At 70.4% G+C, this 23,523-nt stretch carries 22 protein-coding genes; 10 read left to right on the top strand and 12 right to left on the bottom strand.

Annotated elements, in window-relative coordinates; translation table 11 throughout:
• Positions 1-59 precede the first annotated feature (59 nt).
• Both ACWEPL_RS43215 and ACWEPL_RS43210 read right to left on the bottom strand, forming a co-directional pair.
• Positions 60-479 (bottom strand): hypothetical protein, encoded by a 420-nt coding sequence (locus ACWEPL_RS43215; RefSeq protein ID WP_452439604.1) that lies wholly within the window; start codon positions 477-479, stop codon positions 60-62.
• 17 nt (positions 480-496) lie between these two features.
• Positions 497-1,081, bottom strand: coding sequence for a hypothetical protein (locus ACWEPL_RS43210; protein ID WP_449907438.1), 585 nt, complete (start codon positions 1,079-1,081; stop codon positions 497-499).
• A gap of 398 nt (positions 1,082-1,479) precedes the next feature.
• On the opposite strand from ACWEPL_RS43210, the gene ACWEPL_RS43205 reads away from it, so the two are divergent.
• The 3 genes from ACWEPL_RS43205 (at position 1,480) to ACWEPL_RS43195 (ending at position 3,641) form a co-directional block, all read left to right on the top strand.
• Positions 1,480-2,451, top strand: a complete 972-nt coding sequence (locus tag ACWEPL_RS43205; RefSeq protein ID WP_452439603.1) for a helix-turn-helix transcriptional regulator — start codon at positions 1,480-1,482, stop codon at positions 2,449-2,451.
• Between the two features lie 204 nt (positions 2,452-2,655).
• Positions 2,656-3,030 carry an STAS domain-containing protein gene (locus ACWEPL_RS43200; RefSeq protein ID WP_452439602.1) on the top strand — a complete coding sequence of 125 codons (375 nt, stop codon included), beginning with the start codon at positions 2,656-2,658 and terminating at the stop codon, positions 3,028-3,030.
• Positions 3,031-3,182: 152 nt separating this feature from the next.
• Entirely contained in the window at positions 3,183-3,641 is a 459-nt protein-coding gene (locus ACWEPL_RS43195; protein WP_452439601.1) for an ATP-binding protein, read from the top strand.
• 91 nt (positions 3,642-3,732) lie between these two features.
• Here the strand turns inward: ACWEPL_RS43195 and ACWEPL_RS43190 are convergent, their stop codons facing one another.
• From ACWEPL_RS43190 to ACWEPL_RS43180, 3 genes are all read right to left on the bottom strand, one after another.
• A complete protein-coding gene (locus tag ACWEPL_RS43190; RefSeq protein WP_417629245.1) occupies positions 3,733-3,843 on the bottom strand; it encodes an MFS transporter small subunit in 111 nt (36 codons plus the stop codon).
• Positions 3,840-5,195, bottom strand: coding sequence for an L-lactate MFS transporter (locus tag ACWEPL_RS43185; RefSeq protein ID WP_363979915.1), 1,356 nt, complete (start codon positions 5,193-5,195; stop codon positions 3,840-3,842). The genes ACWEPL_RS43190 and ACWEPL_RS43185 overlap by 4 nt, the downstream gene beginning before the upstream one ends.
• A 115-nt stretch (positions 5,196-5,310) precedes the next feature.
• Entirely contained in the window at positions 5,311-6,114 is an 804-nt protein-coding gene (locus ACWEPL_RS43180; protein ID WP_452439600.1) for an SDR family NAD(P)-dependent oxidoreductase, read from the bottom strand.
• Positions 6,115-6,201: 87 nt separating this feature from the next.
• Between ACWEPL_RS43180 and ACWEPL_RS43175 the strand changes: the two genes are divergently transcribed.
• From ACWEPL_RS43175 to ACWEPL_RS43150, 6 genes are all read left to right on the top strand, one after another.
• Positions 6,202-6,810 carry a TetR family transcriptional regulator gene (locus ACWEPL_RS43175; protein WP_363979921.1) on the top strand — a complete coding sequence of 203 codons (609 nt, stop codon included), beginning with the start codon at positions 6,202-6,204 and terminating at the stop codon, positions 6,808-6,810.
• A gap of 243 nt (positions 6,811-7,053) precedes the next feature.
• Entirely contained in the window at positions 7,054-7,815 is a 762-nt protein-coding gene (locus ACWEPL_RS43170) for a hypothetical protein (protein ID WP_452439599.1), read from the top strand.
• Positions 7,809-10,514 carry an outer membrane protein assembly factor BamB family protein gene (locus ACWEPL_RS43165; protein ID WP_452439598.1) on the top strand — a complete coding sequence of 902 codons (2,706 nt, stop codon included), beginning with the start codon at positions 7,809-7,811 and terminating at the stop codon, positions 10,512-10,514. The genes ACWEPL_RS43170 and ACWEPL_RS43165 overlap by 7 nt, the downstream gene beginning before the upstream one ends.
• A 191-nt stretch (positions 10,515-10,705) precedes the next feature.
• Complete coding sequence (locus ACWEPL_RS43160) at positions 10,706-12,880, top strand: fibronectin type III domain-containing protein (protein WP_452439597.1); 2,175 nt, start codon at positions 10,706-10,708, stop codon at positions 12,878-12,880.
• Between the two features lie 99 nt (positions 12,881-12,979).
• The gene (locus tag ACWEPL_RS43155) at positions 12,980-13,711 is read left to right on the top strand and encodes a class I SAM-dependent DNA methyltransferase (protein ID WP_452439596.1); all 732 of its coding nucleotides are present in this window, start codon (positions 12,980-12,982) and stop codon (positions 13,709-13,711) included.
• A 114-nt stretch (positions 13,712-13,825) separates the two neighbouring features.
• Positions 13,826-14,086, top strand: a complete 261-nt coding sequence (locus ACWEPL_RS43150; RefSeq protein ID WP_452439595.1) for a dihydrodipicolinate reductase C-terminal domain-containing protein — start codon at positions 13,826-13,828, stop codon at positions 14,084-14,086.
• Positions 14,087-14,094: 8 nt separating this feature from the next.
• Here the strand turns inward: ACWEPL_RS43150 and ACWEPL_RS43145 are convergent, their stop codons facing one another.
• The 6 genes from ACWEPL_RS43145 to ACWEPL_RS43120 form a co-directional block, all read right to left on the bottom strand.
• On the bottom strand, positions 14,095-14,952 hold the full coding sequence (locus ACWEPL_RS43145; protein ID WP_363979939.1) for a carbohydrate ABC transporter permease: 858 nt from the start codon (positions 14,950-14,952) through the stop codon (positions 14,095-14,097).
• Positions 14,949-15,863, bottom strand: a complete 915-nt coding sequence (locus ACWEPL_RS43140; RefSeq protein WP_350742797.1) for a carbohydrate ABC transporter permease — start codon at positions 15,861-15,863, stop codon at positions 14,949-14,951. Before ACWEPL_RS43140 ends, ACWEPL_RS43145 begins: the two co-directional genes overlap by 4 nt.
• A 1-nt stretch (position 15,864) precedes the next feature.
• On the bottom strand, positions 15,865-17,184 hold the full coding sequence (locus ACWEPL_RS43135) for an ABC transporter substrate-binding protein (RefSeq protein WP_452439594.1): 1,320 nt from the start codon (positions 17,182-17,184) through the stop codon (positions 15,865-15,867).
• Between the two features lie 11 nt (positions 17,185-17,195).
• A complete protein-coding gene (locus ACWEPL_RS43130) occupies positions 17,196-19,289 on the bottom strand; it encodes a glycoside hydrolase family 36 protein (protein ID WP_452439593.1) in 2,094 nt (697 codons plus the stop codon).
• Between the two features lie 36 nt (positions 19,290-19,325).
• Positions 19,326-21,380: a hypothetical protein gene (locus ACWEPL_RS43125; protein WP_452439592.1), complete on the bottom strand. Its 2,055-nt coding sequence runs from the start codon at positions 21,378-21,380 to the stop codon at positions 19,326-19,328.
• Positions 21,381-21,603: 223 nt separating this feature from the next.
• The gene (locus ACWEPL_RS43120) at positions 21,604-21,960 is read right to left on the bottom strand and encodes a winged helix-turn-helix transcriptional regulator (RefSeq protein ID WP_363979952.1); all 357 of its coding nucleotides are present in this window, start codon (positions 21,958-21,960) and stop codon (positions 21,604-21,606) included.
• A 132-nt stretch (positions 21,961-22,092) separates the two neighbouring features.
• Here ACWEPL_RS43120 and ACWEPL_RS43115 point away from each other — a divergent pair, with 132 nt between their 5' ends.
• Complete coding sequence (locus tag ACWEPL_RS43115) at positions 22,093-22,830, top strand: SDR family oxidoreductase (protein WP_452439591.1); 738 nt, start codon at positions 22,093-22,095, stop codon at positions 22,828-22,830.
• Here the strand turns inward: ACWEPL_RS43115 and ACWEPL_RS43110 are convergent.
• Positions 22,809-23,504 carry a DUF899 domain-containing protein gene (locus ACWEPL_RS43110; RefSeq protein ID WP_452439590.1) on the bottom strand — a complete coding sequence of 232 codons (696 nt, stop codon included), beginning with the start codon at positions 23,502-23,504 and terminating at the stop codon, positions 22,809-22,811. The two genes, ACWEPL_RS43115 and ACWEPL_RS43110, sit on opposite strands and share 22 nt — an antisense overlap.
• Between the last annotated feature and the right edge of the window lie 19 nt (positions 23,505-23,523).

The following is a 23,523-nucleotide window of genomic DNA, read 5'->3' as shown; positions in this document are numbered from 1 at the left end:
GGACTCGCCGGCCAGCCGCCGCTCACCCGGGCCTGGCCCGAGCAGGGCGACCTGCGGTTTCACCCTTCGCCGCCCACCGGCCGGCTCCCGGGGGACCCTCCCGGGATCACGCGCGGCTCGGCCCAGCCGGGGCCGGGCTTCGGGTACGGGCCGTCGCCGAGCGTGACGTCGACGGGCGCGGAGGCCGCGCCGTAGTAGGGCCGCAGCCGGTAGTGGAACGTGGTGCGCGGCATCAGGTCGGGATGGGTGTACGCGGTCTGCTCCGGCGGCAGGAAACCCAGGATCGTGTACGGCCCCTGAGGCTCGGTGGCGAACTCGATCACGTGCCCGGCGGCGCCCGGATCACCGCCCTGCCAGCGCAGCGCGATGTCGGTCGGCGACACGAGCGCGGCCTCCAGCCGGACCGCCGGATCCTGCGGCCGCTCCTGCTGCGGGGCCGCGCACCCGGCGACCACCGTCGCCACCAGCACCAACACCATCCCGGCCCTCATCGCCGCTACTTACGCCAGAAGCGGACGCCGCTCCACTCGACCGTGGCGGGCCCCTGCCCGCTGGCCGTCCGGTACGCCCCGAACTTGTCGTAGAAGCTGCCGCTCTCGCTGGCCACGGTGTGCTTCAGCGACCCGTTGATATAGGTGCGGTGCACGCTGCCGACCACGTGGACGGTGTTGACGCGGACCGTGGTGCCGATCGTCGCGCCCGTGGCGATCGTGTCGCCGCCGTGCACCGCGTACAGCCGTCCGCCGCGCTCGACGGCGAGCATGAAGAACGGGCCCGTGGTCTTGAACGTCTGCTTGAGGCTGATCCGCGAACCGGGCAGGCTGGTGATCTTGAAGTAGCCCTCGAACTGGCGCGTGCCGTCGGAGTAGGTGGCGTAGCGCCGTTCGGCCCGCTGGTCGCCGCTGTCGGTCGAGCAGGTCAGCTTGAACGTCAGATCGCCGACGTCGCCGCAGCCCCGCTCCTGGACGGTGAACGTGGGCGAGTACGAGGTCCACGGCCCCGATTCCACGGGGTCGGCCGCGGCCGGGAGGGCGGGCAGCAGCAGTCCGGCGGTCAGCGCGCTCGCGGTGAGTAATCGCATCGACCCTCCATTAGGAAACTTTCCTATCACGAGTCATAGGATCACTTAGCGCGTTGGCGCGTCAAGTCTCTTGACCGAGGGCTATGGCTGCTGTATTCGTCGGAGGTCTGAAGGGAAGCGATCTATGGGACTTCGACCGCATCGCCTGACCCTCCTCGCCGCACTCGTTCTCGCTCCACGTTCACCGTGTCACTGAACGGCACCTGGGCCGGCGGGAAAAGCGGCACCAGGACGCGTGAGGTGACGACGAGCACGGCCCCGAACACCGCCGCGGAGGTCTGCCGCGGACTATCGTCACGGTATGGTCGGTTAATCAGTCACCTTGCTCCGGCGCCTGCACGCGGGTCTCGAAGATGTCACGGGTGTGGCTACGGGACGTGCCGCGAGCGGAGGGTGCCATGGAGCCGTTGACCTTCGACAGCCGGGATATCGGGCAGACCGAGGAGTTCCTCAGCAAGGCTTACGCCAAGATGCGCATCGGGTCCGACGTGGAGCGTCCGCGGACCTGGATCTCGCGTCAGGTCATGGGACCGGTGAGCATCGACCAGCTGCAGCTGGAGTACGCCATGAGCTACGACGTGAACCCGCTCGGCAAAGTGTGCCTGTGCACCGTGGAGTCCGGGTCCATCGTCCAGCAGGTCGCGGGGGGCGAGCAGGACGTGTTCGGGCCGGGGGACGCGGTGTTGTTCGCGCCGCCGGATCGGCCCTACGCGGGTGAGATCCGCCGCTCGCACTACAACATCGTCATGTTCGACGCGGAGCTGTTGCAGCAGGTGGCCGACACTCTCCCGGGTCGCCGGCCGCAGCCGGTACGGCTGCTGGGGCACCGGCCCGTCTCCGCCGCCACCGGCCGGCATCTCCAGCGCACCATCGCCTACCTGCGCGACGACGTCCTGGCCGACCCGGACCTGGCCGGCGAGCCCCTCGTGGTCTCCACCGCCGGGCAGCTGCTGGCCGCGAGTGTGCTGGCGGCCCTGCCCAGCAACGCCGGCACCGAGGCCACCGGCATGGACCGGCATGACGCCCATCCCCAGACGCTGCGCCGCGCGATCGCCTTCATCGACGAGCACGCCGACATGCCCGTGGGCATCGCCGAGATCGCCACCGCGGCCCGGGTCAGCGCCCGCGCCCTGCAGTACGCCTTCCACCGGCACCTGAACACCACCCCGCTGGGCCACCTGCGCCAAGTCCGGCTGGCCCGCGCGCACGACGAGCTGAAAACCGGCGATCCCGTTGCCACCACGGTGGCCGCGACCGCGGCCCGCTGGGGCTTCTTCCACCCGGGGCGTTTCGCCCTTTCCTACAAGACCGTGTACGGGTGCGCGCCCAGCGAAACCCTGAATGCCTCGGCCGAACCGCGTCACCACTGAGCGGCGCCCTGCGGCAGGAAGCCCGGCCTGCGGGCGGATGGGGACGGCCGATTTCGTTTCTCGGACAGCGGTGCGGACAATGCTTCGCCTGGTGTGCAGACGAGCCGCGACGGCGAGACAAGAGTAGGAGGCGAAACCGATCGGCGCCGTGGAGTAGAGAGGGTGATGGGTGAGCCCTGTTCGGAAGAGATTTGCTCAGGTGCAATGTCGCCCCTGAGCCTGAGCTGCCGCGACCTGCCCGGCGGCGTGCTGATCACAGTGACGGGCGAGCTCGACGCCACCAACGCTCACGAGCTGGAGTCCTACGCCGAGTCGCAGCGCCGCCCCGGCTCGGGCATGGTCCTCGATCTGGGTGGGCTGACCTTCCTGGACAGCCGCGGCCTGCACGTCCTGCTCCGGTTGCACGCCGCGGTAGGCGAGCAGGGCGGCCTTCTTCGCGTGGCCGCCGCGCAGGGTAGGCCCGCGCGGATCCTGCAGATCACCGGCGTGTGGTCGCTACTGACCATCTATGCCGACGCTCAGCAGGCCGCCGTCGCGATGTGCGGCCACGACGCGGATGGCGCCCAGAAGCCATCCTGATCCTCGCCCACTGCCGCCTCGCCGAGGCGCCACTCCATGCTGCTCGTCACGCGGCAGATTACACCCCCGGTGTTTAACGATCAGCCAGCCGGAAAACAACCCCAAAGCCCGCGAACCTTCCCTCCAATCCCGGCCCGCGGTCTCGGAGAGCGATGAATTTCGAGCTGCACTGCCCCATCAGCCCCGATCTGGGCTACATTCGCGACCTGGTGCGCGTCCACGGCGAGCATCACGGGCTGAACGGTGAGCAGCTGGACGGGCTGGTGCTGGCGGTCAACGAGGCCGTCACCAATGTCTTCGACCACGGCGGCCAGGCCGGCCTGATCACCGCGCGCGGCCACGACGACGGCGTCATCGTGGAGATCCTCGACATCGGCGGCCGGCTGACCCCGGAGCATCTGGCAGCCGCCACGGTGGATGCGACCGGCTCACGAGGGTTCGGCCTGTGGGTGATCCAGCGCCTGTGCGACGAAGTCACCCTGGAACACAACGGTTCGGGCTCGCTGCTGACCCTGCACTTCCGCGGCCGTTCCGCCGCGGTGATCCCGCTTGGGCACCGTGCCGGGCGCGGACACGGCGCCCAGGACAGCCGATCCGCCCGCACGGCCTGAAACGCCCGGTACGCCATTCGGTGATTCGCGGCACCAGCTGCGCCAGAGGCATCCCGTTCGCGGTCTTCGATCCCACCACCGAGTTCCGGACCTAGTCGAACAGCTGCGTGAGCTTCAGCACCAGCTCGTACACGCCGAACGCGAAGGGCAGCGCGACCCAGGCCCACGCCAGCACCATCAGGGCGGTCCGCCTGGACGTCATGTCGCCTGCCCTTCCATGGCCGGCTCGGCCGGCTTCTCGTGGTACCTGTCGCTCACCGGCCGGATCAGCTCGTTGGCGAGCAGGCCCACCGCCAGCAGCCCGATCATGATGTAGAGGGAGGTCGTGTAGAGCGCCGGCCCCGACCGCCCCGCCGCCTTCTGCGCGTCGGCGATGGCGTTGATGATCAGCGGGCCGAGCACGCCCGCCGTGGACCAGGCCGTGAGCAGGCGGCCGTGGATCGCGCCGACCTGGTAGGTGCCGAACAGGTCCTTCAGGTACGCCGGGACCGTCGCGAAGCCGCCGCCGTAGAAGGACAGGATGCCCAGCGCGCACACGATGAACAGCGGCTTGGAGGAGTTGCCCGCCAGCGCGATCACCAGGTAGAGCAGCGCGCCGACCCCCAGGTAGACGCGGTACATGTTCTTACGGCCGATCACGTCGGAGGTGGAGGACCAGACGAAGCGGCCGGTCATGTTCGCCAGCGACAGCAGCGCGACGAACCCCGCCGCCGCCCCCACCGCGACCGGCGTGGCCGTGCCCGCGAAGAAGTCCCTGATCATGGGCGCGGCCTTCTCCAGGATCCCGATGCCCGCGGTGACGTTGCAGCACAGCACGACCCACAGGCAGTAGAACTGCGGGGTGCGGATCGCGTTGCGGGCCGAGACGTCCGCGTCGGTGATCAGCGGCCTCGACGCGACCACCGGCGGCGTCCACCCCGGCGGCGACCAGCCCTCCGCCGGGACGCGCACCAGCAGCACGCCCATCGTCATGAAGACCGCGTAGACCACGCCGTGCACGAGGAACGTGGTGGCGATCCCGCCCGTGCTCGTGCCGAACGACTCCAGCATCTGCGCCGACCACGGCGAGGCGATGAGCGCGCCGCCGCCGAACCCCATGATCGCGATCCCCGTCGCCATGCCGGGCCGGTCGGGGAACCACTTGATCAGCGTGGAGACGGGGGAGATGTAGCCGATGCCGAGCCCGATCCCGCCCACGACGCCGTAGCCGAGCACGACCAGCCAGTACTGCCGGGTGGCCACGCCGAGCGCGGACAGCAGGAAGCCGGAGGAGAAGCAGGCCATCGAGACGAACATCGCCCAGCGCGGCCCGTTGCGCTCCACCAGCGTGCCGCCGAAGGCCGCCGACAGGCCGAGCATGACGATGCCCAGCTGGAACGGCAGCGCGCTCTGCGTGCCCGACAGGTGAAGGGAGGACTCCAGCGGGGGCTTGAACACGCTCCACGCGTACGCCTGCCCGATCGCGAGGTGGACCGAGAGTGCGGCGGGCGGCACCAGCCACCGGCTCCAGCCGGGTGCCGCCACGATCCGGGAACGGTCGAGGAATCTTGCCACCTGACACGCGTACCACATACGGTATGCAGCATTGAAGATCTTTACGATGAGCGGTCAGAAACGAGCGACGAGCGGACAAGGGTGAGCGGCGCCCGGGCCGCTCACCCCGGTCGGCTCAGGCCAGGCTCTGCCCGCCGTCCACGGTGATCACCTGGCCGGTGACGTAGTTGTTGGCCATCACGAACAGCGCCGACGCGGCGGCCTCCTCGGCGGTGCCGAAGCGGCCGAGCGGGGAGCCCTCCCCGGCCTTGGCGACCGCGTCGTCGCCGTCGAGCCCGGACAGCGTGCGCAGCAGCGGGGTGTCGAAGGTGCCGTAGCGGATGGCGTTCACCCGGAGCCGCTTCGGCGCGAGCTCGACGGCGAGCGCCTTGGTGAAGGTCTCGACGGCGCCGACGGCCGCCAGCGGGCCGGTCATCCCGGGGATCGGGCGGATGACGTACGTGCCCGAGGTGAAGGTGATCGAACCGCCCGCCGGCAGCCGGGTCGCCGCGAGCCGGGCGGCGACGACCGCCCCCCAGAGCCGGGTGTCCAGGGCCGAGCGAAGGTCGTCGTGGGAGAGTTCGGTCACCGGGCCCGCGCCACCCAGGCCGCCTGCCGTCACGAGCACGTGGTCGACCTGCCCGGCCCGCTCGAAGATCTCCGCCAGCGCGTCCTCGTCCGACCCGTCCGCGGAAATGCCGAGCACCGAGTCCACCGGGCCGTCCGCCGGGCCGTCCGCCGGGGCCGCGTCGCGTACCCGGTCCACGGCGGCGGCCAGCCTGGCCTGGTCGCGGCCGACCAGCACGACCCGGGCGCCCACCCCACCCAGCAGCACGCCGGCGGACAGGCCGATGCCCGAGGTGCCGCCGATGAGGACGACGGTGGAGCCGGCCAGACCGGTGGGCAGCGGCGAGCGGACCGGTACGGGAGCTATGGACATGATGTCTCCTCAGCAATAAACCATCTGGTTGGTTTAGATCGAAGCGGATGTCGCGCAGAAAGTCAACTGGATGGTTTAATTCAGTTCATGAGCTACGACGCGGAGGCCACCCGACAGCGGATCTTCCAGTCCGCCACCGCCGAGTTCGCCGCGCACGGCCTGGCCGGCGCCCGGGTCGAGCGCATCGCCGCCGCCGCCAAGGCCAACAAGCAGGCGATCTACCTGTACTTCGGCGGCAAGGAGAAGCTGTTCGGCGCCGTGGTGCGGGCCAAGGTCGACGAGGTCTGCCACGCCAACGCCCTCGATCCCGGCGCGGTGGCCGACTCCGTCGGGCAGCTGTTCGACTGGTACCAGGACCACCCGGACCTGATCAGGCTGCTGCTCTGGGAGGCCCTGGAAAGCGGCCAGGGTCCCGTCCAGGGCGAGGACGAACGCCGCGAGGCCTATCGGGGCAACGTGCGCGACCTCGTGGACGCCGGCGTCGGCGCCGGACTGGACGGGCCCGAGCGCACCTGCGCCGCCCAGGACTGGATGTTCACCGTGCTCGGGCTGGTCGCCTGGAACTTCGCCGTCCCCCAGCTGTGCCGCCTCGTCCTCGACGAGCAGGACGACAAGGCGGCCCTGGCCCGGCGCCGCGAGGCCGTGGTCTCGGCCGTCCGCACCCTCGCCGCCAACCAGCCGTCCTTCAGCCGCTGACGAAGGCGAGCGGGCGGGCCCCATCCGTGCCATAGGAAATTCGTCGACAGCCCCACATCACGGCGCGCAGCCGTATAGGTATACAGCAAGGGGAGAGTCAGTCGCCGTTCGCCGTGCACAGGGGGACGCCTCATGGCCAAAGCGCGCCGCAAAAGGCGTGCGAAATCCGCTGGAGCCGACGAGGCTCCCGCCTCTCGACCCGAGGAGGCCGGGGCCGGGCGGTGGAAGGCCACGCGGACGTGGGTGGCGGGCATTCTCAGCGCCGTGCTCATCGCGGCGGTCGGCGCCGTGTTCACCGCCTGGTTCAACGCCCGCGGACCCGACACGGTCGACCGGATCAGCGGAGCGCCCCCGATCAAGGTCGGCCACGTGGCCGTCGACTACTCCGCGCAGGACACCGCCCTGAGGATGCCGGTGACCGACCCCGGAGAACGAGCGGCCCTGCTGGGCAACACGTCAGGTTCGGGCCGTGACACGATCATGGCGAGCCATCGCCGGGCCCCGCTCGAACAGGCGAACGTCACCGTCGTCCTCATCGGCAACCGCAGCAGCGTACGCATCGTCGACATCGAGCCGCGGGTCCTCGACCGCAAGCCGGTGTCGGACGGCGCGCTGCTGGTCTACACCCCCGCCGGCGAGGCCGACACCATCGAGCTCTCCGCCGACCTCGACGAGCCGGCTCCCCGCTTCGCCACCGCAGAGGACGCTTCGTATTTCAGGAAGAAGCAGATAGACCTGAAACGGGACGAGCCGGTCACCCTCTCCCTGTCGATCAAGGGCGCGGCGGCGTATTACGAGTTCGATCTCCTGGTCACCGTGCTGGCGGAGGACCGGACCGAGCAGGTGACGATCGAGGGGCCGGGGAAGAGCCCGTTCCGGGTGACCGGCATCGCCGACGCCTACAGTGCCTACTACGCCGTCTCCTCGCTCGGCGGCTGGCAGCCGATCTCGCGCGGCCAGGCGTGCGCGATCGAGCGTAAGATCCAGAAGATCAAAGGGTGCTGACCGTGCTCGGGCGGCGCGCGGGGGCGATCCTGCTCGTGGTGGTCCTGGCGGCCTGCTCGTCCGCGGACGCTCCGCGGCTCTCGCTCGTACCCGTCGAGTGGCGCGTGGCGTGGTCGGCGCCCGCGGACGCCGGCACCGGGGAGCCGCCCTTCGAGACTCCGCGCTACGCCGTGTCCGGCCGCGCGGTCGCCATGGCGACCCAACAGGGCACCGTACGGATCCACGATCCGCGTACAGGTGAGCTCCGGCGCACCGTCCCCGCAGGCCCGGCTCCCGCCGCGCCCGTCACCGGCGTGTGGCTCGCGGCGGACACGCTGGTCGTGTCGCGAGGAACGCCCGACGTCGCCGCCCATGCCCTGACCGGCCTGGACCTGGCCACGGGCACCACGCTGTGGCGGCGCACGATCGCCGTCTCCACCCATCGGCCCCCGGCGATCGGCGCCGGCGTGTACCGGGGGCCGCGGATCATGGTGACCGAGCGCGGCATCGTGGTGTTCGAGCGGCCCGCCGAACCCTTCGACCTCCAGGCCCTCGATCTCCGGACCGGCGCGACCACGGCGCGGGTGACGTACCCGCGAGGCTGCGACCTTCGAGGCGCCGCGACCGCCCGATCGGTGATGCTGCTCAGCTATTGCGCGAGCAGCCAGGTGCGGCTCGCCTCGATGGATCCGCGCACGCTGCGGCCCGGCTGGGCGCGCCTGCTGTCGTCGCTCGCCTCGCCGCCGGACGGAGGCCCGCCGATGACCCTCACGGCCAATGCGGATGGATATGTCCACGCCTCGGTGGGGGAGGAGGACTTCTTCTACGGTCCGGACGGCCGCCCGGCGTCCACCGCCTCGGAAGCCGCGCGGGTCATGAACCCGACCCGCTGGAGCGCGCCCCTGTTCGCCGGCTCGTACCCCGTGACGGCCGGCAACGGCGCGCTCCTCCTGCACAACGGATGGCCGTTGCCCGCGTACCTGACCTCCCTGGACCCCGCCACCGGACGGCTCGGCGCGCTGCCGCTCGACCTGCCCGCGCGGTCGGTGTCCCTCGTCGGGGCGATCCGGGACCTGGCTTTCGTTTACGGTGACGGCCGCCTCACCGCGTACAAGCTGAGCTACGGGCTCTCCCACGGGTCCGCCCGGTTCGGCGGCGTCCCGGCGAGCGCCTGGCCGGACGCCTGCTCCCTGCTGGCCGGCCGTGACCTGTCCGTCCTCGCGGACGGCTACCGCGCGGTGCCCGGACAGGACGATCCGGCGCTGCCGCAACCGGCGACATGCGACTGGATACCGCCCACGGACGACGGCGCCGTCGTCTCGCTCTCCGTGGAATGGGTGTCCCCGTCGAGCGCGGCCGCGCGAAAGCTGTTCACCGCCGAGGTGGACGCCGTCAAGGGGGCCGATGCCGCCGACCTCACCACCCAGCGCCCGGACTTCCTCTCCTACACCGTGGCCAGGACGAACGGACTCCACGGCGCGACGATCGTCAACGCGGGCCCCGTCATCGTCCGGCTGAGCTCCACCTCACGGCAGGCCGTGCGGCTCCTCTCCCCGCTGTTGCGGGACAACCTGCTCGCCCGCTACCGGCCGGGCGCCCGCGCTTCCGGCCCCGTCCGCGAGCGCGGCTGGATCCATCCGACCGACGGGGCCGTCCACGCCGAGCCGGTGGTGGCCGGCGGAGTCGTCTACGCCACGAGCGGCGACGGCACGGTCTCCGCGCTGGACGCCGCCACCGGCGGGCCGCGGTGGAGCTTCCGGACCGGCGGCCCCGTTCAGTTCGATCACGTGGTGATGGACGGCACCGTCTTCGTCGCGAACACGTCCGGCAGGCTGACGGCGCTGGACGCCGCCACCGGCCGCCCGAGGTGGAGCCGCAGGCTCAACGTGGCCGGCGACCTGGTGGGCGCGGCGGGCCGCCTCTACGTCTGGACCAGGAGCCCCGCCTGGTCCGCGAACGCCGAGGTCGTGGCGCTCGACGCCGCCTCCGGCAGGCGGGCGTGGGCCTTCCGGCCGGAGGGCGACGTCCTCAACCCCGACCCTGTGCTGGCCGGCGACGTCGTCCACGTCGGCGGCGACCACGGCATGGTGTACGCGCTGGCCGCCGCCTCGGGAGCCCGGAAATGGCGTTTCCGGGCCGGCGGAGCACGAGACCACACCTATCTGGCGCGGGCCGACGGGGTCGTCTACGCCGCGAGCACCGACGGCGAGGTGCACGCCCTGGAGGCCGCCTCCGGGAAGGCCCGGTGGAGCTCGGAGATCGCCGGTTCCGTCGACTTCCGACCGGTGGCGGCCGGCGGGGCCGTGTACCTCGGCGGCAGGGACGGCACGACGTACGCGCTGGACGCCGCCTCCGGCACGGGGCTGTGGCGCTTCCGGACCGAAGGCGACAAACCCGGCTACCGATGGGATGCCGCCGTGGCCTCCGGACTCGTGTACGCCACAGGCGCCGACAGCATGCTGCACGCGCTCGACGCCGCCACCGGCGCGTCGCGATGGTCGTTCCCGCTGGGCAAGGGCCGCCCGGCGGGCCCGGTCGCGGCAGGCGGGACCATTCACATCGGGGACGGCGCGGGAACGCTGCACGCGCTCGACCCCGCCACCGGCACGGTGCGCCGGAGCTTCCCGACCGGCGGCCCCATCGAGACCAGACCGGTCGTGGCAGGCGGCTTCGTGTACGTCGGCGGCTCGAACGGCGATATCTCGAAACTTTCGGAATAGCGGGCTCTATGGAGACAGAGGTGCCCTATACGTCGCCCCATCTCCGAAAGTTTCGACAGTCGTGCTGACATATTCCCAGTTCACAATCCCGGCAAAAGATTGATCTTTGAAATATTTCTGTCTTATATTGACATGTTTCATAGGCATTCCCAGACTGATCGCCAACACTCCACCCGGAAGGGAGAGCCCTGGTGATCACCAGCTTGGCCCGCTCCAAGATCCGTACCAGGGTCGTCGCGCTGACGGCGGCAGCGGCGCTGTCGATCGCCGGAGCGGTGACGGTAGCGCCCCCCGAGGCCGTCGCGGCGGCCGGAGTCGAGGACGAGGGCGCCGACTGCACGGTGACCGGCCTGCCCGACGCAGGCTCCTTACCCACCAACTCCAAGCTTCCCGACCCCTTCAAGAAGCTGGACGGTACGCGCATCTCCGCCAGGTCCGACTGGCGGTGCCGACGCCAGGAGATCAAGAAGCTGGCGGAGAAATTCGTCTACGGCGAGAAGCCGGGAAAACCGGCCGGCGTCACCGGAACGGTTTCGAGGACCGGTATCACCGTGAACGTGAACCACAACGGCAAGAGCTCGAGTTTCTCGGCGAGCGTCGATCTGCCGAGTGGTTCCGGACCTTTCCCGGCCGTCGTGGTCGTGGGCGGATTCGGCGCGGACACGGCCGCCATCAAAGCGGCCGGCGCCGCCGTCATCAATTACGACCCGTACGCGGTCGGGAAAGAGGGCACGCCGCGCAACAACAAGCAAGGCGCGTTCTACAGCATCTACGGCTCCTCCAGCAGCACGGGGCTGCTGCTCGCCTGGGCCTGGGGCGTGAGCCGGATCATCGACGTCATCGAACAGTCGGGCGGCGGCATTCTCAAAGCGGATGCGACCGGCGTCACGGGATGCTCGCGCTTCGGAAAGGGCGCTTTCGTGATCGGCGCGTTCGATCAGCGCATCGCCTTGACCATGCCGATCGAGTCGGGCAGTGCCGGCGTTCCCATCTTCCGCGGAATTCCCGGGGAGGGCGCCCAGAGCCTGAGCAGCGCGTACGGAGAGCAGCCGTGGCTGGGTGACGCGTTCGGCTCCTTCACGAGCAGCCCGGCCAGGCTGCCGGTGGACACGCATGAAATGGTGGCCATGGTCGCGCCGCGCGGACTGTTCATCATGGACAATCCGCACATCACCAATCTCGGACCCAAGTCCGCCAGCGTGGCGGCGTTGGGCGGGGCGGAGGTCTACAAGGCGCTCGGCGCGGGAGAGAACATCACGTACTGGTCCGACATCCAGGACGGCAACCACTGCGCCAACAGGGCGGAATGGCGGACCCCGCTCCAGCAGAACATCCAGAAGTTCCTGCTGAAGACGGGCAACGCCCCCGGCGCGATCAGGATCTCGTCCAAGGCGCTCGGCAATCTGGCCGAGTGGAGAGACTGGCAGACTCCCACGCTCGGCGACTCCGGCGACACCACCCCGCCGAGCACGCCGGGCACCCCGGCCGCGTCCAACGTGACCGCCACCGGCGCCACGCTGACCTGGGCCGCGTCCACCGACCAGGGCGGCTCCGGCCTGGCCGGCTACAACGTCTACCGCAAGCAGGGCACCACCGACCCGCAGCTCGGCCAGTCCGCCACCAACTCGATCACCCTCACCGGGCTGACCGCGAACACCCAGTACCAGGTGTACGTGCGGGCACGGGACGGCGCGGGCAACCTGTCCGGCGACTCGCCACCGGTCACGTTCACGACGACGACCGGCGGTGGCGACACCTCGCCGCCGACGGCCCCGGCCGGCCTGGCGGCCTCGGCGACCTCGTCCACGGGCACGACCCTGGGCTGGACGGCCTCGACGGACGACACCGGCGTCGCCGGCTACGACATCCTGCGCGCGCCCGGCGCGAGCGGCGGCACGTTCACCCAGGTCGGCACCTCGGCCACGACCTCGTTCAGCGACACGGGCCTGACCCCGAGCACCACCTACCGCTACCAGGTCAGGGCGCGCGACGCCGCGGGCAACACCTCGCCGGTCTCGAACACCGCGCAGGTCACCACCCAGCCCGGCACCTCCACCGGAACGTGCACGGCCGTCCCCACCGTCCAGACCCAGTGGGCCACCGGGTACGTCATCCAGCCCCTGACCATCACCAACACCGGCACCTCGACGATCAACGGATGGACGGTCACCTTCACGCTGCCGGCCGGGCACACGCTGACCGGCTCGTGGAACGGCACCGCCACCGTCAGCGGGCAGACCGTGACCATCAAGAACGCCGGCCACAACGGCACCCTCGCCCCCGGAGCCGCCACCACCGGCGTCGGCTTCCAGGCGACCCGCCCCAACGGCAACACCGCCCTCCCCTCCGGCTACACCTGCGCCTGACCGCCCCGGCTCTCCCGGCCCGCCGATCCCGGGCCGGGCACGAGGCGAGGGCCGGGTTAATCGGTGGCGGCCGCCCGGCGTCCTGGGCACAGTGGGTCTGTGCCGGAGAACCACTTCGACGAACGGACAGCGCAGACGTACGAAGCCAAATGGCCGGAACTGTTCGATCCGGCCGTCGTCGACCCCGCGGTGGGCTTCCTCGCCGAGCTGGCCGGATCGGGCGCCGCTCTCGAGCTGGGCATCGGCACCGGCCGCATCGCGTTGCCGCTCAGCAGGCGCGGTGTCCGGGTGCACGGGATAGAGCTGTCGCCGGCCATGGTGGCGCAGCTGCGGACCAAGCCGGGCGCGGACAACATCGGTGTGACCATCGGCGACTTCGCCACGACCAGGGCGGGCGGCACCTTCGCACTCGCCTATCTGGTGCGCAACACCATCACCAACCTGACGACCCAAGAAGAGCAGGTGGAGTGCTTCCGCACGGTGGCGGCCCAGCTGGAGCCCGGCGGCCGTTTCGTCATCGAGGTGTACGTCCCGGAGCTCCGGCGGCTCCCGCCCGGCCAGACCGTCCACCCGTTCACCGTGACCCCCGCGCATCTGGGTTTCGAGGAGTACGACGTGGCGTCGCAGATCGCCGTCTCCCATCACTACTGGGTCGTGGACGGCCAGTTGGAGACCCGCTCGACGGCGCATTGCTATGTCTGGCCGTCCGAGCTCGACCTGATGGCGCGGATCGCCGGAATGACCCTGCGCGAACGGTGGGCCGGCTGGGAGCGCGAGCCCTTCACCGGTGACAGCAGGAGCCACGTGTCGGTCTGGCAGAAGGCGTCGTGACGGGAGGCCCGGACGCTTGGAGTGACGGCGTGATCGCGGCGGGGAACTTCTCCGTGATGGCGACCGTGCTGCGCCGGGCGGCCGCGATGGACGGTCCGCACGCCCGAGCCGACCGTGCCGCTCGGCGAGCTGCACGGCCCGGTGGAGGCGCGCGGCGCCGAGGTCGCCGGGAGCCGCATCCACTCGGTACGGCTGCCCAGTTTCGTGGTGAGCACCGAGATCGTGTTCGGCGGTCCGGGGGAACGCCTGGTCATGCGGCACGACCCCGGCACCGACCCCAGCCGGTACGTGGCCGGGACGCTGCTGGCGGTGCGCCACGCGGGCGAGGAGACCGGCGTGCGCAGGGGACTGGACTCGCTGCTCTTCAGGGGCTGACCGGCCGGCTACTTGACGGCGCCGCTGGTGATACCCGAGATGATCTTGCGTTGGGCGACGGCGAAGACCACGACCAGCGGCAGGCTCATCAGGATCACGTACGCGAAGATCAGGTGCCAGTTGTTGAGATAGAGCCCGGCGCTGGCCACGCGGAAGAGGTTGAGGGGCAGCGTGTCCAGTCGTCCGCCGATCACGAAGAAGGCGTAGAAGACGTCGTTCCACACGTACAGGCAGACCAGGATGGTGGCCGTGGCCAGCACCGGGCGCAGCAGCGGCAGCACCACCAGCCAGAACACCCGCATCGGGCTCGCCCCGTCGAGCTGCGCCGCCTCCTCCAGGGAGGTGGGGATGGTCCGCACGAAGCCGGTGACGAAGAAGATCACCGTGGACATGTAGATGCCCATGTAGACGCCGATCATCCCGACCGCGCTCCCGGCCAGGCCGAGCTGGCGCAGCAGCAGGACGACGGTCACGACGGCGGGCGGGAGCACGATGCCGCTGATCGCCAGCGCGTACAGGACGGCGTTGATCCGCGTGGCGCGGCGGGCCAGGATCCAGGCCGCCATCGACCCGAACAGCAGCACCCCGATCACCGAGGGCACGACGACGAGCAGGCTGCCCAGCGACGCCCGCAGGACCTCGCCGTCGCCCCACACCTGCCGCAGGTTCTCCAGCAGGTGCCACTCGGTCGGCAGCGACAGGTCCGGCGTGAGCGCCTCGCCGCGGGACTTGGCCGCCGTCACCAGCACCAGCCACAGCGGGATGCCGATGGACAGCACCACGAGCACGAACGTGACCACGGGCTGGAGCCGGCGCCACACGGGCGCGTCGCTCACACCGCGGCGGTCGGGGACGACGGGGGTCACAGGATCTCCTCCCGCTTGCGCAGCACGTAGATGACAGGGAAGGCCATGAGGGCCACCAGCAGGAACAGCACCAGGCTCATCGTCGTGGCCTGCGCGAACAGGCCCTGGCCGAAGGTGCGGTAGATGAAGATGTTCAGGATCTCCGTCGTGCGGGCGGGCCCGCCGCCGGTGGTGGCCTGGGCGATGTCGAAGCCGTTCATCGAGCCCAGTAGCGCCGTGGCGACGTTGAACGTGATCGCGGGCGCCAGCAGCGGGAAGCGGACCGCCCAGAACGTACGCCACCGCGACGCCCCGTCGATGTGGGCGGCCTCCACGATGTCCTCCGGGACGGTCTTCAGCCCCGCCAGGTAGATGAGCATCGACAGCCCCATCCACTTCCACGCGTGGATCAGCGCGACGACCACGACCGTCCAGGTGGTGTCACCCAGCCAGGCGTAGTCGATCCCGAGCAGCCGGTTCAGGCCGCCCGTCGGCTTGAGCAGGGCCTGGAAGATGTAGCCGACGGCGAGGGCCGACATCAGCACCGGGATGAGGAAGAACACCCTGGCCACCCGGTTGAGCCAGGTGTCGCGTTCGAGCAGCACGGCCAGGCCGAAGCCGAACGCGTTCTGGAAGAGCGCCACCAGCACCGCGTACACGACCGTGACCCGCAGCGACCGGAACAGCGTGCCGTTGGAGGCCAGGTCGGTGAAGTTGTCCAGACCGACGGGCCGGATCGCGCTCTTGAAGCCCGACCAGTCGGTGAAGGCGTAGACGAAGTTGAACAGCGTCGGCAGGAAGAAGAACACCAGCAGGATGGCGAACGCCGGAGCCATGAACCACATGGGGTGCGTCCGCCTCCCGACGACCGGGCGCCCGCGGGTCGCGGTCGTCGTGCGGGAGGCGGCCTGCCGCGAGGTGGTGATCAGCACGTCAGAAACCGCTCGCCCCGGCGGCCTTGGCGAGCTGGGCGAACTGATCCTGGGTGGCCGAGGCGACCTTCTCCGGCGTCATGGTCCCGGTGATCATGTCGGCCAGGTTCAGGTACAGGTCCGGGTTGGCCACCGCCAGCGCCTGCATCGACCCGACCGCGGTGGGCAGCGCGGCGTGCACGTCCAGCAGCGCCTGCGGCACGCCCGCCGGGCTGGGCACCGACGGCTCCAGGGAGACGGTGTTGCGGTCGGCGACGAAGTCCTTGTAGCCGGGCCCCATCCAGTACGCCAGCAGCTGCCGCGCCGCGGCCTCGCGCTTGGCGTCCCCGGTCTTGAACGCCACCAGCGCGTTCGACTGGTCGGGGATGAACGTGCCGACGTTCCCCGACGGCGAGATCGGGAAGAAGCCGATCTTCTTGTTCAGCGTGGCGGTGTCGGCCGAGGCCTGCAGCTGCCCGAAGAACGAGTTCACCTGCACGACCATGGCCGCCTTGCCGGCCAGCAGCGCCGCGCCCTGGTCCTCGAACTTCGCGGTCTTGATGTCGGAGTTGAACAGCCCCTCGTCGATCAGCGACTTGTACGTCTTGATCGCCCCCACGACGGCCGGGCCGTTGAACGTCTCCTTGCCCGTGTTGATCCGCTCCCACAGGCCGTCCTTGGCCGCGTCCGCGAGCTGGACCTGCACCCACCACTGGGTCGCCCACTTGTCGCCGGCCATCTCGAAGAACGGCGTGACGCCCTTGGCCTTCAGCGTGCGCCCCAGCTTCACCATCTCGTCGAAGTTCTTCGGCGTGCTGGTGATCTTGTTGGCGGCGAAGACCTCCTTGTTGTAGTAGACGCCCTCGACCGCGGGGCTCGTGATGAGGGCCGCGTACCGGGCCCCGTCCAGGATGCCGGTGATGTCCTTCAGGTCCGGCGACAGCTGCGCCAGCCACGGCGCGTCGTTCAGCGGCTGGAGGTTGGCCTTGGCGTTGATCGCGGTCAGCATGGACGCGGTCGGCTGCCAGAACGCCAGGTCGGGCTTGTCGCCGGTGGCGACCTTGGTCTGGATGCCCTGCTCGTACGGGTCCGGGATCGTCACGACCTCGACCGTCGCGCCCGTCGCCTGCTGGAACCCGGCGATGACCGCCTTGGGCACGGTGTTGCTGTTCTGGGCGGCCCAGATCGTCAGCTTGACGCCGTCGAGCTTGGTGGCCGGGTCGGGCCAGGCCGCGGCGGTGGCGGGCGCGGCGGAGGGGGTCTCGACGGAGGGGTCGCTGCACGCGGCGAGGCCGAGCGCGAGCGCCGTCGCGACGGCGGCGGCCGTCCAGGTGGTCTTCATGGTGGTCTCTTTCATGAGGCGGTGCGGATGCGGAGGATCCGGGCGGAGTGGGGCTCGTCGCAGCAGGGGGTGAGCGTCAACACGCCGGTGCCGGGCTGCCAGTCGCGAGCCCAGTCCGGCAGGTGCCGCGGGTAGATCACGTCGATCTCGACCGCGCGGCCCGCCAAATGTGGCAGGTCCAGCCGTACGGGCTTCGCCCCGTCGCGTCGCCATACGCCAAGGTATGTGACGTCGGCCGTCTGCAAACCCAGGGCGAGATGGCGGTCGCCCCAGCGTGGCAGCCCCAGCGGCCACACGGGCGTCGCGCGGGCCAGGTCCGCGCGGATCTCCTTGTGGACGCGTACGGCGTCGCGGACCGAGTCGAGCTGGGCGGGGCTCATCCCGTCCAGGTGGCCGGACAGGTAGAGCCGCCCCAGCATGCCGGTGCACAGCGCGAAGGCGATCTCCTCGTCCGACATGTCGGGCTGCGGGTACGCCCAGCTCGCCGACTGCTCGGGCAGCACGGACATCGGCGCCGACACCGCGATCGGCGGGTAGAGGCGGAAGTCCTGCTGGTCGCTGGTGGACTGCAGGTGCAGCCGGGACAGCATGGCGTAGTCCATGCGCATGGCGCCCGACGCGCAGTTCTCCAGGGTGAGGCCCGGATGGCGCGCCAGGACGCCGTCCAGCCAGGCCAGGTGGGCCCGGTTGCAGGCCAGCAGCCCGTCCCCGGCGCTGTCGGCGTCCAGGTCGGTGCCCGCGCCCGGGTCGATGTTGTAGTCGAGCTTGAAATAGCCGACGCCGAGCTCCTCCACCAGCCGGTCCACCACCTGGTCCAGGTGCGCGATCGCGCGGGGATGGCGCAGGTCGAGGTGGTAGCGGCCGTGCTCGACCAGGCGTACGCCGCCACGCTGCAGGAACGCCTCGGCGGGCAGCTTGTCGGCCATGGGGCTGCGGACGCCGATCACCTCGGGTTCGAGCCACAGCCCCGGCACCATGCCGTGCTCCCTGATGCGGCCGAGGACCTCCTCGATGCCGCGCGGGAAGCGCGTCTGCGACGGCTGCCATTCGCCGACGCTGTCCCACCAGGTGCCGCCGTCGTCGTACCAGCCCGCGTCCACGCAGAACGTCTCGGCCCCGGCCGAGGCGGCGGCGTCGATCAGCGGCAGGAGCTTGGCCGTGGTCGGGTCGCCCGACAGCGTGTTCATGTAGTCGTTGAACACCACCGGCAGCCGCTCCCGGTCGGGGTGCGGCCGGACGATCATCCGCCGGTGCGCGGTGAGCGCCGCGGCCGCCCCTTCCAGGCCCGTGCCGGACACCGCCACCGACACCGGCACCGTGGTGAACGACTCGCCGGGCTGGAGCAGGTGCTGCCACTGGTGGTCGATGTCGGTCGGGCCGAGCAGCGCGACATACGGGTCGTCGAGCCGCTCGCCGACCTCCCAGCGCCAGGCGCCGTTGTGCTCGATCTGCCACAGCCACGCCTGCCCGCCGGCGCGGTCGATCAGGCCGCCGGTGGGCAGGTGGGAGCCGGTCGACCAGGTGCCGGTGCTGACGACCGCGAGCCGCCCGCGGCCGTCCTGCCCGTGGCCGCCCAGGCGGAGATCGGGTACGGCCTGCCCGCGCAGGGCCTCGCGGACCCAGCGGCTCTCGCCCAGCCATTCGCTGTCGGCCCGTACCACGTCCAGGTCGTCCACCGCCCCCGCGAAGGCGGCGGCGAACGACGTGACGCCCAGCAGCAGCCCGGGGGCCTGGCCGCGGTTGGTCACCCGCGTCCAGACCTGGAACGCGCTGACGCCCTCCGCCGAGCGCAGGAACACCTCGGCGCTCAGCCCGCTCCGCGCGTCGTGCAGGTCGAGCTGCAGCACGTGCCACGCCCCCTCCCTGCGCTGTTCGCAGCCCCGGTAGGCCAGGCGCAGGCCGACGGCCGTCCGGGAGAAGCGGTGCGAGGCCCGCGCCCGGCCCTCCTCCGGGACCAGCAGCTCCACCAGCGGCTGCGTCGCCCTGGGCAGGTGCGCCGTGGCGGCGTCGCCGCCGGACAGCGACCGGACGCCGACCGGGCCGTCGGGTGAGACGTCGAGCACGACCCGCAGGCTCGGGTGGCCCCAGACGACGCTGGTGTTCATGGATCTCCTCTGCTGCTTCTTACCGATCGGCTTGTCTCAGCCGACTGGCTTGGCGATCTGGATGCGGTCGATGTCGGGCGCGTAGCCGGTGGAGGCGTTGCCGAACGTGATCGTGTTCGCTCCGGCGGCCAGGGTGACGTCCACGACCGTGGTCCGGTAGTTCGACCAGCCCAGCGTGTTGCGGAAGTAGTGCCGCTGGGTCGCGCCGCCGTTGACCGAGATGTCGGCGTAGCGGTCGACGATGTTGCTGTTGTAGTTGGTGGCGCCCTCGCCCAGCTCGCCGTTGGCGTACGTGACGACCAGGCGGTAGCGGCCGGCCGAGGCGGCGGTGACGTTGTTGAAGCGCAGCGTGTTGGCCGCGCCGGCGCCGACATATCCGACGTACTTCCCGCCCGAGGCGGCGGAGTTGGCCGCCACCCTGGCGGCGCCGCCGAGCGTGTTGGCGCTGGACTCGGCCTCGTACGCGGTGATCGTCCCCGTCGTCGCCGACACGTCGAGGTAGTCGACGTTGACGCCGGCGGCGCTGACCTCCAGGCGGTTGATCCCCGCGGTCAGGAACACCTTGGTGGTGACGGTGCTCCAGCTCGCGGCAGCGGGCAGGCTGACGTCGGTCAGGTCGGAGCCGTTGAGCCGCAGCTTGGCCGTGCGGGCGGCGGAGGCGGAGTAACGCAGGTCCACGTTGTAATAGCCGTCCGAGGGGGCCGTGACCACGAACTTGGCGCCGCCGTCCGCGGAGGAGACCGGGCCGTAGGTGATCGCGCCCGGCGCGGCGGCGTACTCGGCCTCGTAGCGGGAGCCGGTGGTCGGGTCCTTGTCCGGGGTCACGATCACCTGGTACGCCGAGGAGCCCTTCAGCCCGGTGAGCGGGATCGTGATCTGGCCGCCGGACGGCGTGAAGTCCGCCTCGGTGACCTTGTACGGGCCGGGGGAGGGGTTCAGCCCGGTGTTGTCCACGCCCCAGACGGCGGCGTGGACCGTGGTGCCCAGGGCGCCCGGGATGCCCTTGACGACCAGGTTGGTGTCGTACGTGCCGCTGGCCGGGTTGTTGCCGCCGAAGATCACCCTGGCCTGCTTCTTGCCCTGGTCGAGCGCGGCCAGGACCTGGAGGGAGCCGTCGGGAGCGGGTGGGGTGACGGCCACGGTGTTGCCGGTCAGCTCGCCGTACCACTTGTACAGCCACCAGCCGCCGGTCGCCTGGTTGTTCCTGGTGACCAGGTCGTTGAGCCCGCCGGCCGTCGTCCAGTACGCCAGGCAGCCGTCGACCTTGCTGTTCTCGAACTTCGCCACGAACTGCACCAGGTTGCCCGGCACGCCGAGGTCCCCGGAGAAGCGCCCGTACTCGTTGATGGTGATCGGCCTGGGGGAGATGCCCAGGCTGGACTCGATCGCCCGGTAGTCGGCGTGGTGGGTGTGCCAGCTGGTGAAGAAGTCGTCGCCGAGCTCGTGCCAGGTGGTGACGTCCGGCAGTACGGCGTTGTCCCGGGCGAACTGCATGAACGTCCGGATGTCGGCCGAGCGGTAGCTCGCGAAGTTCGGACCCGCGATGCGGGCGCCGGGGTCGAGGGAGCGGATCCGGCGGTAGACGGTCCGGTAGTCGTTCATGAACCCGGCGAGGTTGCCGCCGTACCAGATCTGGTCGGGCTCGTTGAAGGGGACGTAGACGTACGAGGTGCGGTACGGGTCGGCGACGACCTTCCTGACCATCGTGTCCACCTTGGCCAGGTAGTCGTTGATGCCCAGGTTCTCGTACGGCCACTGCTTGTAGACGTCCTGCATGTAGATCTGGATCTCGCGGCCGCCGGCGCGTTTGAACATGGGGGCGATCTTGAGCGCGTCGCCGTTCGGGTGCTGCAGGCCGTCAGGCGCCTTCTGGGCGGTGACCTGCGGTTTGAGGGCGGCGAGCATGGTCTCGTTCGGGATGCCCTCGTCGCCGAGCCCGTACAGGAAGCCGGTGGCTCCGTACCTGAGCGCGCCGGTCGAGCTGCCGAGATCGACGACGAGCTGAGACGCGGCCTGGGCGGGGGCGGCGTGCACGGCACCCGTCAACAGGACCACCGCCAGCATCGCTGACCAGGCATGTTTCCTCCTCATGGCGAGACAACCTCCTTGCGTGCTGCGGGCGTCAGAGCCCTTGGGGGGACGTGGAGGTGCGCAGATGTGACCGGTCACATTTCTTGTTGCCTGAGTGTGACCGCTCACATTGCCGAGGAGAAGACCCTGTTACCAGGTTGTTACCGGCAAATATCGACCGAGAGTCCGCCGCGTGCGCGGGATGCGGCCCGGTGGCTCTCTCGGTGCTCCGCGGCGGAGCCGCTCAGGGAGTTTCCTGTTCGTACACGGCCTGGGCGGCGAGGATGTCACCCGCATGGTCCCGGATCCAGTCGGACAGGGTCTGGAGCGGCTCGGTGATCCCCTCGCCGAGGGCGGTCAGGCCGTAGCTGACCTGTGGCGGCGTGGTGGGGGTGACCGTTCGGCGGACGAAGCCGTCGCGTACGAGAGTGCGCAGCGTCTGGGACAGCATCTTCTCGCTGATCCCCTCGATCTTGGTGCGCAGTTCGTGGAACCGCAGCGGGCCACCGCGGACGGCGGTCAGCACGAGCACCGCCCAGCGGCTGGTGACGTGGTCGAGCACCATGCGCGCCGGGCAGTCCCTGTGAAACGCGTCACTCATACGTCGTGCCACCCCTTGTCGAGCAGAAAGCCGACGGCAGGGTATGGAGCTTACCAAGAGGTAGGTACTTTCTCCTGGAATGCTCAATACCTAGAGTCTGCCACCGAAGCCGTAGAGCAGAGGAGGCATGACATGCGACGCATCGCACTCATCACCGGCGCGGGGCGCGGCATCGGTGCCGCGACGGCACATGAGCTGGGCCGTCGCGGTTTCCACGTGATCGTCAACTATCGCGCCGACACGTCGGCGGCCACCTCGGTGGTCAAGCAGATCCAGGCGGCCGGCGGTACGGCGCAGGCTGTCCAGGCCGACGTCCGCGACCCTGGCCAGGTGGCCGAACTCGTCGAGGCCTGCGCGCGGGTGGACGCGCTGGTCTGCAACGCCAACATCCCCCCGCCGTTCGGCCCGCTGGCCGAGATGTCGTGGGAGGACTTCGCCGGCAAGGTCACCGGGGAGCTCGCCGGGGTCTTCCACATCACCCAGCGGGCACTGGACCGCATGCGCGAGCAGGGCGACGGCCGAATTGTCTACGTCTCCAGCCTCAGCGCCGAGCTGGTACGTCCGGGCGCGGTCGCGCATGCGACGGCGAAGGCGGCGCTCAACACCTTTGCCCAGCACGTCGCCGCCGAGGCCGGTGCCTGGGGAATCCGGGTGAACATCGTGGCGCCCGGCGCGGTCCGTACCGAGGCCAGCGCCATGATGCGAACGCCCGAGACGGAGGCGGCGCTGGGGCGCCGCTCGGTCCTCGGCCGGATGCTCGATCCTCAGGACGTCGCCGCGGTGATCGGCTCCATTCTCGACGGCGGGTTCGACGCCGTGTCCGGCGCCTGCATCCCGGTGGACGCGGGCTACCGGGTCCTGTCCGGCTGACGGCCCTCGCCCGCGCCGTACTCGTCGTGCCAGTTCCACCACTGGTACGGCGGGGTCTGGGGATAGCCCTCGGGGGAGTCCTCCCACTCCTCCTGCCGCCCGAGCGCGGTCATGTCGAGGTAGCTCCAGGTGCTCCCCAGCGCCTCGTCGCCGCGGTCGTTGATGAAGTACGTGCGGAACACCCTGTCGCCGTCGCGGATGAACGCGTTGGTGCCGTGCCACTCGTTCACGCCGAAGTCGGCGTCGAAGTCGTCGGTCAGGGTGTACCAGGGCATCGTCCAGCCCATCCGCGCCTTCACCCGCGCGATGTCCGGCTGGGGCGCGCGGGAGACGAACACGAGAGTGGTGTCACGCGCGTTCAGATGGGCGAGGTGCCCGACATGATCGGCCACCATGGAACACCCGACGCACGCGTGATCGGGCCAGCCGTGCACGCCGGGATCGAAGAAGGCGCGGTAGACGACCAGCTGGCGACGGCCCTCGAACAGGTCCGGCAGGCTCGCCTTACCCGCCGGCCCGTGGAACTCGTAGTCTTTCTCCACCTCCAGCCACGGCATCCGCCGGCGCTCCGCGGCCAGCGCGTCCCGGGCGTGGGTCAGCTCCTTCTCCTTGACGAGCAACCGCCGGCGCGCTGCCTCCCACTCCTGCGGCGTGACGATCGCGGGTGTCTTCATGGTGTCGTTCACCTTCCCG

The sequence above is a fragment of the Nonomuraea sp. NPDC004186 genome, from assembly GCF_053603495.1.
This window is presented reverse-complemented; position numbering and strand designations above follow the sequence as displayed.

Excerpts from the sequence above, each read along its gene's own strand:
- ACWEPL_RS43215 (WP_452439604.1), bottom strand. The coding sequence starts at position 479 with ATGGTGTTGGTGCTGGTGGCGACGGTGGTCGCCGGGTGCGCGGCCCCG.
- ACWEPL_RS43210 (WP_449907438.1), bottom strand. The coding sequence starts at position 1,081 with ATGCGATTACTCACCGCGAGCGCGCTGACCGCCGGACTGCTGCTGCCC.
- ACWEPL_RS43205 (WP_452439603.1), top strand. The coding sequence starts at position 1,480 with ATGGAGCCGTTGACCTTCGACAGCCGGGATATCGGGCAGACCGAGGAG.
- ACWEPL_RS43200 (WP_452439602.1), top strand. The coding sequence starts at position 2,656 with ATGTCGCCCCTGAGCCTGAGCTGCCGCGACCTGCCCGGCGGCGTGCTG.
- ACWEPL_RS43195 (WP_452439601.1), top strand. The coding sequence starts at position 3,183 with ATGAATTTCGAGCTGCACTGCCCCATCAGCCCCGATCTGGGCTACATT.
- ACWEPL_RS43190 (WP_417629245.1), bottom strand. The coding sequence starts at position 3,843 with ATGACGTCCAGGCGGACCGCCCTGATGGTGCTGGCGTGGGCCTGGGTC.
- ACWEPL_RS43180 (WP_452439600.1), bottom strand. The coding sequence starts at position 6,114 with ATGTCCATAGCTCCCGTACCGGTCCGCTCGCCGCTGCCCACCGGTCTG.
- ACWEPL_RS43175 (WP_363979921.1), top strand. The coding sequence starts at position 6,202 with ATGAGCTACGACGCGGAGGCCACCCGACAGCGGATCTTCCAGTCCGCC.
- ACWEPL_RS43135 (WP_452439594.1), bottom strand. The coding sequence starts at position 17,184 with ATGAAGACCACCTGGACGGCCGCCGCCGTCGCGACGGCGCTCGCGCTC.
- ACWEPL_RS43130 (WP_452439593.1), bottom strand. The coding sequence starts at position 19,289 with ATGAACACCAGCGTCGTCTGGGGCCACCCGAGCCTGCGGGTCGTGCTC.
- ACWEPL_RS43125 (WP_452439592.1), bottom strand. The coding sequence starts at position 21,380 with ATGAGGAGGAAACATGCCTGGTCAGCGATGCTGGCGGTGGTCCTGTTG.
- ACWEPL_RS43120 (WP_363979952.1), bottom strand. The coding sequence starts at position 21,960 with ATGAGTGACGCGTTTCACAGGGACTGCCCGGCGCGCATGGTGCTCGAC.
- ACWEPL_RS43115 (WP_452439591.1), top strand. The coding sequence starts at position 22,093 with ATGCGACGCATCGCACTCATCACCGGCGCGGGGCGCGGCATCGGTGCC.
- ACWEPL_RS43110 (WP_452439590.1), bottom strand. The coding sequence starts at position 23,504 with ATGAAGACACCCGCGATCGTCACGCCGCAGGAGTGGGAGGCAGCGCGC.